The following is a 12,739-nucleotide window of genomic DNA, read 5'->3' as shown; positions in this document are numbered from 1 at the left end:
TGACGGGGCGTCACGGAGCAGTGCTGGTGAGCCGGACGCCGTCCTTGCCCGCGCCGGAACTGACGGCGGGCCGAATCATCACCTGGGGCACCCCACGACAGCGTCTGAGGGTTGCCGTCCGGCCAGCCAGGGCTTCGCACCGGAACTCGTGATTCTTATGGCGTGAACCTAACCATACGAACGTTGAGCACCGTAAATGATGAAGTTTTGTGACTGCCGGTACAACGACGCCTTGTACGACGACGTTCCGTACGGCACGGCCGCCGGGCATCGTGGTGGCCGTCGGGGCTTTCCGGGGCCTTTCGGGATGTTCCGCTTATGCGTGTCAGCGACCCTTGGCACTCTCACGGTAGTCGAATAAAGTTTCGAATACACCGGGAGGGTGGACGAGTCATGACGGTACTGACTGCGGTAGAACATACGGACCTCACGCGGAGCAAGACGCACGGCGCGGTGCGGCTCGACGAGGGTTGGGGCCAGCCTTGCGAGGTGCACTGCGATGAAGCGGGAGCTCCGTGCGAGCTGGTGTTTCGCGGCAGACTGCACCGCATCACGGCCCCGCCGCAGCGCTGGTATGAACGTCGCCGCTGGTGGGAGCTGGAAGATAGGGTTCCGCGGGAAAGCGGGCAGTCCGTGGTGGACCGGCAGCACTGGCGCGTCCAGGCGACTCAACGCGGGGCCGTGGAACCTCGCACGCTGGAATTGGTGCGTCATGAGATCACCGGTCACTGGTGGCTCGTGGCTGACCAGGGGGTTTGACATTAATAGAACAAAGTTTCGAATATGAGGTATGCGTTTTCCTCATTTGCGCGTGGCCACCGCCTACAGCGCGCACTACGGCGTGGCTCGCCCCCAGGAGCTCGCCCAGGTAGCGGCGTCCCACGGGGCGCAGATCCTGGCGTGCACGGACCGGGACGGCTTGTACGGGGTGGTCAAACACGTGCTGGCCTGCCAACAGCACGGGGTGGCTCCCGTGCTGGGAGTGGACCTGGCGCTGCTGGGGCCGGTAGCGGCGTCGTCGGGGAAACGCGCTGGAGCCGCCACCGGCCGGCAGGGTCAGAACGGTCGTCCCCGGCGCGGCACTGCGCCGCCGCCCCGGGTGATCGGGCGCGTGGTGGTGCTGGCCACCGGTGGCAACGGAGGGGCCGGGTACGCGGCACTGTGCCGGTTGGTGTCCGCAGCCCACCGGGGCCACGACCACCATGGCGCCCACCCCATCGGACTGACCCGCGACCAGATCGCCCGCCACGTACACCGCGCCGCGGGCGGGGGAGCTCCCGGCCTGGTGGTGCTCACGGGCCCGGACTCGGACGTGGGATCACTGTTGGTCCGGCGCCGGTACCGGGCCGCGCGCACGGCCCTGCGCGCGTGGAAGCGCGTACTACCGGCGGGGTGCCTCATTGTGGAGACCGCAACCCACCTGGCACCGCAGGGCAGTACCCTCAGCACCGGTCACGCCGTGCGGATGCTCACCGTGGGACGTGAGGCCGGGCTGCCGGTGATCCTCACCAACGCCGTGCGCTACGCCCACCCCGGGCAGGCCGTCACCGCGGACGTGCTGGACGCCGCTCGCACACTGATGTCCCTGAAAGAACTGGCCGGTTCGGACCCCGGGGTACTGCAACCCACGGGACAGGGCTGGCTCAAGGACACCGCGCAGATGATCCGGCTCGCCCACGAGATCTCCTCGGCCGCGGACCTGGGCGCCCCCGGGGCCGCGCACCTGCTCGCGGACACCTACCGGCTGGCCGAACGCTGCAGCCAGGACCCCGTCACGGACCTGCACGCGGGACAGCCCGTGATCCCGGAGGCCTCCGTCATCGGCCTCAGCGCAGACCCCAATGCCCAACTCAGGACCCGCTGCTACACCGGCCTGGAACGATTCCACTCCCGCCAGAACTGGGACCGCACCGTCCCCGGCCTGAGCGGGGAATCGCTGCGCTCGCGGATGGACCGTGAGCTGGACGTGATCGCGCAGTTGGGGTTCGCCGGGTACTTCCTGACCGTCTCGGAGGTCTCCGAACTGATGACCCAGCTGAAGGTCCGGCATGCGGCCCGCGGGTCGGCGGTGTCGTCCCTGGTGGTGCACCTGCTGGGGATCTCCCCGGTGGACCCGCTCGAATACGACCTGGTGTTCGAACGTTTCCTCTCACCGCGGCGTAGCACCTTGCCGGACATCGACATAGACATGGAGAGCGCGCAACGGCACAGGATCTACCACGAGATCTTCCAACGCTTCGGCAGCAGCCGGGTCACGCTCATGAGCATGCAGAACGCCTACCGTTCCAGGGGCGCCGTGCGGGATGCCGGGTTGGCACTGGGGATGGGACAGGAGATCGTGGACCATATTGCGGAGCAACTGTGGCGGGTCCCGGGGGCCACCCTGCGCGAAGAAATCGCCCAGCGTCCCGAGCTGACTCGCCTGGCCGATGAACTCAAGGCCAACCGGCAACTGGACCTGCTGGTGGATCTGACCGAACGCCTGGACCGGCTGCCCCGCCACATCTCCATGCACCCGTGCGGGGTGATCCTCTCGGACGCAACCCTGTTGAACCGCACGCCGGTGCAGGCCAGTGGCATCGGGTTGCCCATGTCCCAATTCGATAAACACGACATGGACCCCATGGGCCTGATCAAGCTCGACATCCTGGGCGTGCGCATGCAATCCACCCTGGCCTACGCGGTCCAGGAAGTGGCACGGATGGAACCCGAGCGCCCCGCTCCGGATCTGGACGCCATGCCCCGCGACGACCCGGACACCTTCCGACTCATCAGCTCCACCCACACCCTGGGGTGCTTCCAGATCGAATCCCCGGGACAGCGCGAACTGATCGGCACCATGGGCCCGGAGGAATTCAACGACTTGATCGTGGACATCTCCCTGTTCCGCCCCGGGCCCATGCAGGCATCCATGGTGCGCCCCTACCTCAACTCCCGCCACGGCTGGAGCACCCCCGAATACCCCCACCCAGACCTGGTGGACATTCTCAAGGAGACCCGCGGGGTGGCCGTCTACCACGAGCAGATCATGCGCATGATGGACCGGATGACCGGTTGCGGACTGGCCACCGCGGATGAATGGCGGCGCAAACTCGGCTCGGAAACCGAACAGCGCGTGGAGGACACCTTCCGCAGCGGGGCACTCGCCCGCGGCTACGACGCGCAGACCGTGGACAAGGTGTGGGGCATCCTGCACGCGTTCGGCAGCTTCGGGTTCTGCAAGGCCCACGGCGTGGCCTTCGCCGTACCCACCTACCAGTCCGCGTGGTTGAAAACCCACCACCCGGAAGCCTTCATGGCCGGGGTCTGGGAACACGACCCGGGCATGTACCCGGCCCGGTTACTCGTGGGGGAGGCCCGGCGCATGGGAATCCCCGTGCTCGGCCCGGACATCAACCGCAGCGTGGACCACCACCGCATCGAACCCGTGAGCCCCCGGCCGGGCACCGTGGAACCCGGAGACCTGGACGGGGGCATCCCCTACACCCGCGGCGGGGCCTGGGGGATCCGCATATCCCTCACCAGCCTCACCGGAATCAGCAGCCCGGAAATCGAACGGATCGTGACCGGTCAGCCCTACACCACCCTCACGGATGTGCGCACCCGGGCCAGACCCTCCCGGCGGAGCCTGCAGCGACTGGCCTCGGCCGGGGCCCTGGACAGTCTCCTGAACACCTCCGGCGCTCGCGCCTCCCGCGCCGATCTGGTGACCCACCTGACCCGGCGGGCCGATCAGCCGGCCACCACCCGCAGCGCCTCCGCCAAGGGCCAACCCGGCCCCGGTCAGCTGAGCCTCCCACTGGGGGACCTGGAACTGACCGGACTGCCGCCGGAACAACCAGAACCCAGCACCGAGGAAAAGGTGCGCGCGGAACTGGACACCATGAACATCGAGGTCTCCGCCCACCTCATGGACGGCCATGCCGCCCTCTTGCGCTCCTACGGGGTCACCCGGGCAGAGGAGCTGCTGGGACTGCGCAGCGGCACCGAAGTAGTGGTGGCAGGAGCACGGGTCTCCACCATGACCCCACCCATGCGCAGCGGTAAGCGCGTAGTGTTCATTTCCGTGGACGACGGTTCGGGTGCGGTGGACTGCACCTTCTTCGACGAGGCGCAGGCCCTGTCCGGACACGTGCTGTTCGCCCCCACCATGCTCCTGATCCACGGCCACACCCGCCGTACCGGCCCCCGGGGCATCGGTGTGCAAGCGGTGCGCGCGTGGGACATGACCCGCCCGGAGACACTGCCCGATCCCACCACGGTGCTGGGTTCCCAACCCAACCCCAGCCGTGCGCCTGCACGAAACCCCCAGGTCACAGCCTCTTAACTCACGCTCCCTACGGTGTGAGTCAGCAGCCGCCATCAGCAGCCAGGATTTCCTCACACCAGGAGCAGACATGTCCGAGAACACCCCTCGCCCCAGCCGCCGGAACCTGATCACCGGAGGCAGCGCGCTCGCCGCCGCAGGCGTCCTCAGCGCCGCACCCACCGCCGCCCAAGCGGCACCAGCCACGGTGGCCCAGCGTCACGGCCAGGGGCACGGTCAGATGCCGCTGTCCTTCGGTAAGAACGGCACATTCAAGATCGTCCAGTTCAACGACACCCAGGACGGCCCGCTCACCGATCGGCGCACCGTTGAATTCATGAGCCAGGTTTTGGATCGGGAGAAACCCCAGTTCGCCCTGATCAACGGGGACGTGATCAACGGCTCCCCGCGCACCGACCGCGAGGTCAAACAGGCCATCAACAACGTGGTGCTACCCATGGAATCCCGGGGCATCAAGTGGGCCGTGACGTTCGGCAACCACGACGAGGACTCCACCGAGGACAACGGCACCAGCATGTACGAACCCCAGTTGGTTGAGTTCGTACGCCAGTACAAACACAACCTCAACCCCGGTGACGACCAGAAGGTCTTCGGCTCGTCCAATGCCCAGTTACTGATCCGCGCCTCCCGGGGTAACGCCCCCGCCTTCGCGGTGTGGCTGCTGGATTCCGGCCGCTACGCGGAAGACAAGCCCGGCGGCCAGGATCGCGAGGGACTCATGGGCTACGACTGGATCCGACCCCAGCAGATCCGCTGGTACAACGATCTCTCCGCGGAGACCGAACGCCGCTACGGGAAGAAGATCCCGGGTCTCATGTACTTCCACATCCCCACGTGGGAGCACCACCACATGTGGTACGGCCAGCAGTTCACCTCCGACGATCAAGGCCACGCGGCCGCCGTGAAACGCCACGGAATCGTGGGGGAGAAGCACGAGAACGTCTACACCGCCATGATCAACTCCGGCATCTACGCCGCAGCCAAGGAACGCGGCGACATCCTGGGCATGTACTGCGGTCACGATCACATCAACACCTACATGGGAAACTACTTCGGCATCGAACTCGGGTACGGGCCGGGCACGGGCTTCGGCACGTACGGTCTCAACGACGGCACCCGGGACCAGCACACCCTGCGCGGGGCCCGCGTGTTCGAACTCGATGAGCGCACCGATCGCATCTACACGGGTACCCGCCTGATTTTCGCCAAGGACCTCGGCATCGACATGGCCCCCGAGACCCAGCCCATCGAACGCCCCGAACGCTTCCCGCGCTACGTACGCGGCTGAGTTCGACGCCGACGGCGCTCGCGAACCCCCGGGTGCCGCCGCGGGCCGGGCCGAACCACGGCACGGTACGCGGCGGCGTCGTGCGCGGGAACAGCTGTGGGAGACTGTGAAGCATGGCGAAACACACCGGTAGCGGGGACCTTTTTCAGACCGTAGATCAGGTTACGGAAGAGGCCATCAACATCGGCTATCGGTGGGAGCAGAAGCTGCACCGGTGGCGACAGGCGCGCGCCGAGCAGCGCGGTGACCTTCCCACCATGCTCGCGTTCGACGGTTACGGCAGCACCCGGCACGTCCGCGTGCTGGGACGTGTGCTGCTCAAGACCCGGCAATTGATCGCGGCCACCGACGACTCCACCGAGTTCATCCGTGGCTGGCGTTCTTTCACCTCCATTCCGCTGGCCTTCGCCCATGTCAACGTGTGGCTGGGGGATCACGAGTTCCATTTGATGGCCGACAAGGGCGGCGTGATCGACGCGGACCTGCAGGTGAGCATGGAGCCGGGTGTCTACACCGTCTATATGCAAACCGATGGGTCCGAGGTCACCGAGGCCAGGGTCACCATCGTCTCGGAGAATCAGAGTGTCGGCGTGGTCTCCGACGTGGACGACACCGTGATGGTCACCGCCCTGCCGCGCCCCATGCTGGCGGCGTGGAACTCGTTCGTACTCAACGAGCATGCACGCACACCCACCCCGGGCATGGCGGTGCTGATGGAGCGGCTGCGCAACCACCATCCCAAGGCGCCGTTCCTCTACCTCTCCACCGGCGCGTGGAACGTTGCACCCACGTTGTGCCGGTTCCTGAGCCGCAACGCCTACCCGGCCGGAACGCTGCTGCTCACCGACTGGGGGCCCACCACGGACCGCTGGTTCCGCTCCGGCGCCCAGCACAAGGTACAGAACCTGCGGCGACTGGCCAAGAACTTTCCGCACGTGCGGTGGATCCTGATTGGCGACGACGGACAGCACGATCCGCAGATTTACTCCGGTTTCGCCCAGCGTCACCCCGAGTCCGTGGCGGCCATCGTGATCCGCAACCTGTCACCCACCGAAGCCGTGTTGGCGGCCGGTGCGCGCGCCACCGAGGATCGTACGGTGTCGATTCCGGAAGGCACCCTGTGGATCGAGGGCAACGACGGCGCATCCATCTCCTCCCAGCTCCACGAAGCCGGCCTACTGTAGGGGTCACCTGACACCGAAACCGGCGTGTCGAGAACGATCTCGACACGCCGGTTTTTTAATTTTCGGGTGTGTTCAACGCCTCCCCCGTTGTCCACAGGGCGGGCCGATTCCGCGAGTTCTCGCGCCCGTTTCCGCACCGGCCTGTGGACAGTGAGGGGATAACCGAGAGACACCTGTGGATTAAGGCCACCACATCATCTTGGGGGCACTTCTCTTGTCTGGCACTAGATGTAGTATTGACGCAGTCATACAGAGCACTTGACGCAACCAGCGGTAACACACCAGATGTGTCACGATCGCCGCGGAAGCGCAGTACTCCCGCCACTAGTTTCCGAGGGGATTGGGATATGTCCGTCACCGTGTACTCCAAGCCGTCATGTGTCCAGTGCAACGCCACCTACCGTGCCCTCACCAAGAAGGGCATCGACTACACCGTGGTCGACGTGACCGAGGACCCGGACGCCTACCAGCACGTGGTGAGCCTGGGTTACCAGCAGGTCCCGGTCGTGGAAACCGCCCAGGATCACTGGTCCGGTTACCGCCCGGACAAGATCAACTCCTTGGCTGTTCTGCTGTCCGCCTAAGAGCGCTGGCGTCAAACCCGCAGCCGTCAAGAAACCCGACGCCCGCCCGCGAACCGTCGCGGCGGCGTCGGAATTCTCCCCCGCACCATAGCCCGACAGCCAGAATCGAAGTGACACGCCATGAGCACTTTGGCCACCGTGTTGGCCGCGGCTCAAGAACGCGAAAGCCATCGACTCGATGTCACCGCGGGGGAGGAATCCCCCCTGGTGGTGTATTTTTCCTCGGTCACCCGCAACACCGACCGATTCATCCAGAAGCTTCCGGTCAGGTCCTTACGGTTGCCGTTGAAAACTTCTGAACCCACCCCCCAACTCACTGAGCCGTTCGTGTTGGCCGTGCCCAGCTACGGCAGGCCCGGCGGCGCCGGATCGGTTCCCCCTCAGGTTGTGAAATTCCTCAACCAGCCCGTCAACCGCCAGCACCTTATGGGTGTCATAGGCGCGGGAAATACTAATTTCGGATCACTGTTCTGCGTAGCGGCGGAAAAAGTGGCCGTGAAGTGTCAAGTGCCCCTGCTTTACAAGTTCGAACTCATGGGCACCGACCAAGACGTAGAAGAAGTCACTCTAGGATTGGACAAGTTTTGGCAAGCATCCACGCAGCCCCGGGACTGAGCGTTGAACCGGGCCACGAAGACCCCACCTGCCCCGAGCGCTACCGCGGCTTGGGCTACCACGAGCTCAATGCTCTGCTGAACTTGTACGACGCCAACGGCCAGATCCAGTTCGAGGCTGATCAGCAGGCCGCGCGCCAGTACTTCCTGCAGCACGTCAACAACAACACCGTGTTCTTCCACGACCTGGAAGAGAAGCTCAAGTATCTGGTGGATCACCAGTACTACGAGGCGGAGGTACTGGACAAGTACAGCTTCGAGTTCATCAAGAAGCTCTCCAAGCAGGCCTACGCCCGTAAGTTCCGTTTCGAGACGTTCCTGGGCGCGTTCAAGTTCTACACCTCTTACACGCTCAAGACATTCGACGGTCAGCGTTACCTGGAGCGTTTCGAGGACCGGGTGGTCATGGTGTCGCTGTACCTGGCTGACGGTGACGAGGCCCTGGCGGAGCAGCTCGTGGAGGAAATCATCACGGGCCGTTTCCAGCCGGCCACTCCTACGTTCCTCAACGCCGGCAAGAAGCAGCGCGGCGAGCTCGTCTCGTGCTTCCTGCTGCGCTTCGAGGACAACATGGAGTCCATTGGCCGCAACATCAATTCCGCGCTGCAGCTGTCCAAGCGCGGCGGTGGTGTGGCGTTCGCGCTGACCAACCTGCGTGAATCCGGCGCGCCCATCAAGAAGATCGAGAACCAGTCCTCGGGTGTGATCCCCGTGATGAAGCTGCTGGAGGACTCCTTCTCCTACGCCAACCAGCTGGGTGCCCGGCAGGGCGCCGGTGCCGTGTACCTGCACGCCCACCACCCGGACATCTACAACTTCTTGGACACCAAGCGTGAAAACGCTGACGAGAAGATCCGCATCAAGACCCTGTCCCTGGGTGTGGTCATCCCGGACATCACGTTCGAGCTGGCCAAAAAAGACCAGGACATGTACCTGTTCTCCCCGTACGACGTGGAGCGCATTTACGGCGTGCCCTTCTCGGACGTGAACGTGTCCGAGAAGTACCACGAGATGGTCGCGGACTCCCGGATCCACAAGCAGAAAATCAACGCCCGCGAGTTCTTCCAGACGCTGGCCGAGGTGCAGTTCGAGTCCGGTTACCCGTACGTGATGTTCGAGGACACGGTCAACAAGGCCAACCCGGTGGCGGGCAAGATCATCATGTCCAACCTGTGCTCCGAGATCCTGCAGGTCTCCGAACCTTCGGTGTACAACGAGGACCTGACCTACGCCGAGGTCGGCAAGGACATCTCCTGCAACCTGGGCTCCATGAACATTGCCATGGCCATGGAATCCGAGAACTTCCCGTCGACCATCGAGACCGCCATTCGCGGCCTGACGGCGGTGTCGGACATGTCCAACATCGACTCCGTGCCCTCCATTCGTCGCGGCAACAACATGTCGCACGCGGTCGGTCTGGGGCAGATGAACCTGCACGGCTACCTGGCCAAGGAGCACATTTACTACGGGTCCGAAGAGGGCATCGACTTCACCAACATTTACTTCTACGCGGTCACCTACCACGCGATTCGCGCGTCCAACCTGATCGCCAAGGAGCGCGGTGAGTCCTTCCAGGGCTTCGAGAACTCCAAGTACGCGTCGGGGGAGTACTTCGACAAGTACACGGACCGGGCGTGGGAGCCGGTCACGGCACGAGTGCGTGAGTTGTTCGACCAGGCCGGAATCGCCCTGCCCACCCAGGAGGATTGGCGTGAGCTCAAGGCCAAGGTCATGACGGACGGCATGTACAACCAGAACCTGCAGGCCGTGCCGCCCACCGGTTCCATCTCGTACATCAACAACTCCACGTCTTCCATTCACCCGATCGCCTCGCGCATCGAGATCCGCAAGGAAGGCAAGCTGGGCCGCGTGTACTACCCGGCGCCGTTCATGACCAACGAGAACCTGGAGTACTTCCAGGACGCGTACGAGGTCGGATACGAGAAGATCATCGACACCTACGCCGCTGCCACCCAGCACGTGGACCAGGGCCTGTCGCTCACCCTGTTCTTCAAGGACACGGCCACAACCCGTGATATCAACCGCGCTCAGATTTACGCGTGGCGCAAGGGCATCAAGACCATGTACTACTCGCGCATCCGCCAGCTCGCACTGGAAGGTACCGAGATCGAAGGCTGCGTCTCGTGCATGCTCTGACACGTGACGGGTCGGCCCTGACCGGTTGACCGCTCACGCACAATTGCCGCCCCGCTCGGACCACGCGTTCGAGCGGGGCGGTTCCTTTATGGGCGGGGTAACTCTTGGGGAGCTGGCCGCCGAGGGTCACCGGCGCACCTGATGTTTCTTAGGAACCCTTACAGCCATGGGAAAGGGCTGCAACGACCCATGAGATGTGAGGCAAGGTTCACAGGGCGCCTCAGCTGCCGGGGGAGTTTGGACATGCGAAAACCCCGGCACATTCGTACCGGGGTTTTGCCGTGGTGCGCGATACTGGGATCGAACCAGTGACCTCTTCCGTGTCAGGGAAGCGCGCTACCGCTGCGCCAATCGCGCTCAAACGTTCTCGCCGAGCGAGGGTGGTCGGAGCCGAGGTGGAGACGGGATTCGAACCCGCGTAGACGGCTTTGCAGGCCGCTGCCTAACCACTCGGCCACCCCACCGGGACCAGATCCTTGAAGGACAGGGTCTCAGGTCTCGACATGGCTGTCGATTACTGCGAGCGGACGACGGGAGTCGAACCCGCGACCCTCACCATGGCAAGGTGATGCTCTACCAGCTGAGCTACGTCCGCATTGTTGGTTGAAAGACTTTCCGTGAAACCGGTTTGCCGTTCTTCCGAGCGGAAACTCTATCACAGTCCGTCAGCGCCTGTCCGGGGAAGTTTTCAACCGGTGGGGGTTGAGTGCTTCGCCTTTCCGGGCTGTGCCAACGAGCTAGAACATTACCCACACAATTTCGTTCGAGCAAATCGACGGCGGCCTACGAAGGGCCATCCGGTGATCCATATGGCCGAGCCGGGGATGAGTCGCCATTAATTGGCATGTGACCGAAAAGTGTTCTATGGTTTTCAACGTTGCAAGCGCGATTGGCGCAGCGGTAGCGCGCTTCGTTCACACCGAAGAGGTCACTGGTTCGATCCCAGTATCGCGCACACTGAAGACCCCGATTCCAGCCGGAATCGGGGTCTTGTGCATCCCCGGGAACGCCCGGTGTCCCTGTCGGTGGCGGGTCGTAGGGTGGCCCCATGACGCAACCACGCTTGGCCCAACAAACTCCCTACGGACGCATGTACGCGCGTGCGGAGGGGCAGGATCCGCAGGTTCCGTCCATCACCACGGTCATCGGGTGCCAAGCCAATGATTTGGGCGGTTGGTATGGCTACAGCGCCGCACAGGCCTTGGCCGCGGACCCGCAACTTCCCGAGGCAATGCGCGACGCACGACGCCGCCGCGCCCTGGTCAACCACGCGGCCAAGGCGGCGGAGCGCCACAGGGACCGCGCCGCCGAGCGCGGCGACCGTGTCCACGACTACTGCGAACAGCTGGCCCTGCAAGCCATGGGACAGGACCACCGTGTGGAGCACGCACGGGAAACGTTGGCCGAGCACCAGGAGTCCCGGTTCGCGGACAGTGCTGACCAGTGGTGGGAGCTGTACCGCCCCGAACCGCTGGCAGCGGAGATCACCGTGTGGAATTCCACCGTCGGTTACGCCGGCACGCTCGACCTGGTGGCGCGTATCGGCGGAAAAGTGTGCCTGATCGACTACAAGACCCGGGGCACGGACCGCAACGGGCGGGTCAAGGCCCCGGACGCCAAGGTGGTCACACAGCTTGTAGCCGGTTTGAAGGCCGAAGAATCCCTCGTGGATGCCGCAGCCGGTGAATGGCAGCCCTGGGAGTTCGCGAATGCGGAAGTTCTGATGGCCGTTGCTATTGGTGACACGGAGGCGCTGTCGGTCCAGGCCGTCCCGGACCAGTTGCCGGCCCACTGGTTCAAGTTCTGCGCCCTGGCCAAGGTGTGGGCCCGCTCGGCCGAAATCGAGGCGGCAGGCCAACAACTGCGGGCCATAGTCCCGCCACCACTGGAGCACCACCCGGTGGGTCGGGGAGCCATGGCCGTCACCGTAGACTTGAAGGAACCCCAGACCCAGGCGACCGAGGAGAGTAATTCGCAGTGACAATCCTGCGCATCCGAACCCAGGGGGACCCTGTCCTCAGGACACCGGCACTCACTGTCACGGACTTCGACGACTCACTTCGGACGTTGATCCATGACATGGTCGAGACCATGTACGCCGTCAAGGGTGTCGGGTTGGCCGCACCACAGGTGGGGGTGGGACTGCACATCTTCACGTGGGACATCGGCGAGGATTCCGGTCACGTGATCAACCCCGTCCTGGAAGTGGGTGACGAACCCCAGGAGGGCGGGGAGGGGTGCCTCTCGGTTCCGGGACCCGGCTATCACACCCCACGGCGTGATTACGCGCTCATCACGGGCGTGGACATGAACGGAGAGCCCGTGCGCCGCGAAGGTACGGGCCTGCTCGCGCGCTGCTTCCAACATGAAACCGACCATTTGCACGGCACGCTGTTCATCGACCGGCTCGAGGGCGAGGTGCGCAAAGAGGCCATGCGCGCGATGCGTGCACCCGAGTACCAGGACACGGTGGACCGCGTGGCCCGGGAACGTGAAACTCAGCGCCTTGGGGTCTCCAACGACTCCTCTTTCACCGGGTCGTCCTTTAAAGGATCGGCCTTCACTCGCGGAGAGGACTCCTGAAC

The 12,739-nt window shown here is 64.4% G+C and carries 9 protein-coding genes, 4 tRNA genes and 1 riboswitch; of the genes, 10 read left to right on the top strand and 3 right to left on the bottom strand.

Features of this window, described 5'->3' with window-relative positions; translation table 11 throughout:
• Positions 1-35 precede the first annotated feature (35 nt).
• A riboswitch (SAM riboswitch) is annotated at positions 36-154 on the bottom strand.
• A gap of 239 nt (positions 155-393) precedes the next feature.
• The 7 genes from ABEA06_RS03765 (at position 394) to nrdE (ending at position 10,154) form a co-directional block, all read left to right on the top strand.
• A complete protein-coding gene (locus ABEA06_RS03765; protein WP_312396650.1) occupies positions 394-759 on the top strand; it encodes a DUF6504 family protein in 366 nt (121 codons plus the stop codon).
• Between the two features lie 31 nt (positions 760-790).
• On the top strand, positions 791-4,327 hold the full coding sequence (locus ABEA06_RS03760) for a DNA polymerase III subunit alpha (protein WP_345310601.1): 3,537 nt from the start codon (positions 791-793) through the stop codon (positions 4,325-4,327).
• Between the two features lie 70 nt (positions 4,328-4,397).
• A complete protein-coding gene (locus ABEA06_RS03755) occupies positions 4,398-5,615 on the top strand; it encodes a metallophosphoesterase family protein (RefSeq protein WP_345310600.1) in 1,218 nt (405 codons plus the stop codon).
• A gap of 113 nt (positions 5,616-5,728) precedes the next feature.
• Complete coding sequence (locus tag ABEA06_RS03750; RefSeq protein WP_345310599.1) at positions 5,729-6,799, top strand: App1 family protein; 1,071 nt, start codon at positions 5,729-5,731, stop codon at positions 6,797-6,799.
• A gap of 347 nt (positions 6,800-7,146) precedes the next feature.
• Positions 7,147-7,383: a glutaredoxin-like protein NrdH gene (nrdH, locus tag ABEA06_RS03745; protein WP_303382846.1), complete on the top strand. Its 237-nt coding sequence runs from the start codon at positions 7,147-7,149 to the stop codon at positions 7,381-7,383.
• Positions 7,384-7,503: 120 nt separating this feature from the next.
• A complete protein-coding gene (gene nrdI / locus ABEA06_RS03740) occupies positions 7,504-7,998 on the top strand; it encodes a class Ib ribonucleoside-diphosphate reductase assembly flavoprotein NrdI (RefSeq protein WP_303382847.1) in 495 nt (164 codons plus the stop codon).
• Complete coding sequence (gene nrdE / locus ABEA06_RS03735) at positions 7,995-10,154, top strand: class 1b ribonucleoside-diphosphate reductase subunit alpha (protein WP_312396656.1); 2,160 nt, start codon at positions 7,995-7,997, stop codon at positions 10,152-10,154. Before nrdI ends, nrdE begins: the two co-directional genes overlap by 4 nt.
• Positions 10,155-10,436: 282 nt before the next feature.
• Here nrdE and ABEA06_RS03730 read toward each other — a convergent pair.
• The 3 genes from ABEA06_RS03730 to ABEA06_RS03720 form a co-directional block, all read right to left on the bottom strand.
• Positions 10,437-10,511 (bottom strand) — tRNA-Val (locus tag ABEA06_RS03730).
• Between the two features lie 36 nt (positions 10,512-10,547).
• A tRNA-Cys gene (locus ABEA06_RS03725) sits at positions 10,548-10,618 on the bottom strand.
• A gap of 58 nt (positions 10,619-10,676) precedes the next feature.
• Positions 10,677-10,749 (bottom strand) — tRNA-Gly (locus ABEA06_RS03720).
• 288 nt (positions 10,750-11,037) lie between these two features.
• Here ABEA06_RS03720 and ABEA06_RS03715 point away from each other — a divergent pair.
• The 3 genes from ABEA06_RS03715 (at position 11,038) to def (ending at position 12,737) form a co-directional block, all read left to right on the top strand.
• Positions 11,038-11,109, top strand: a tRNA-Val gene (locus ABEA06_RS03715).
• Positions 11,110-11,202: 93 nt separating this feature from the next.
• Positions 11,203-12,135: a cytochrome gene (locus ABEA06_RS03710; RefSeq protein WP_345310598.1), complete on the top strand. Its 933-nt coding sequence runs from the start codon at positions 11,203-11,205 to the stop codon at positions 12,133-12,135.
• Positions 12,132-12,737 (top strand): peptide deformylase, encoded by a 606-nt coding sequence (def, locus tag ABEA06_RS03705; RefSeq protein WP_345310597.1) that lies wholly within the window; start codon positions 12,132-12,134, stop codon positions 12,735-12,737. Before ABEA06_RS03710 ends, def begins: the two co-directional genes overlap by 4 nt.
• Positions 12,738-12,739: the final 2 nt, after the last annotated feature.

Source organism: Kocuria gwangalliensis, from assembly GCF_039544365.1.
GTDB lineage: Bacteria > Actinomycetota > Actinomycetes > Actinomycetales > Micrococcaceae > Kocuria > Kocuria gwangalliensis.
The sequence above is the reverse complement of the archived record's forward strand: the minus strand, read 5'-3'. Positions and strand labels throughout refer to the sequence as shown.

What these genes read in the sequence shown, in the direction of transcription:
- nrdH (WP_303382846.1), top strand. Translation starts at nt 7,147, where the DNA reads ATGTCCGTCACCGTGTACTCCAAGCCGTCATGTGTCCAGTGCAACGCC.
- ABEA06_RS03755 (WP_345310600.1), top strand. Translation starts at nt 4,398, where the DNA reads ATGTCCGAGAACACCCCTCGCCCCAGCCGCCGGAACCTGATCACCGGA.
- ABEA06_RS03760 (WP_345310601.1), top strand. Translation starts at nt 791, where the DNA reads ATGCGTTTTCCTCATTTGCGCGTGGCCACCGCCTACAGCGCGCACTAC.
- ABEA06_RS03710 (WP_345310598.1), top strand. Translation starts at nt 11,203, where the DNA reads ATGACGCAACCACGCTTGGCCCAACAAACTCCCTACGGACGCATGTAC.
- ABEA06_RS03765 (WP_312396650.1), top strand. Translation starts at nt 394, where the DNA reads ATGACGGTACTGACTGCGGTAGAACATACGGACCTCACGCGGAGCAAG.
- ABEA06_RS03750 (WP_345310599.1), top strand. Translation starts at nt 5,729, where the DNA reads ATGGCGAAACACACCGGTAGCGGGGACCTTTTTCAGACCGTAGATCAG.
- nrdI (WP_303382847.1), top strand. Translation starts at nt 7,504, where the DNA reads ATGAGCACTTTGGCCACCGTGTTGGCCGCGGCTCAAGAACGCGAAAGC.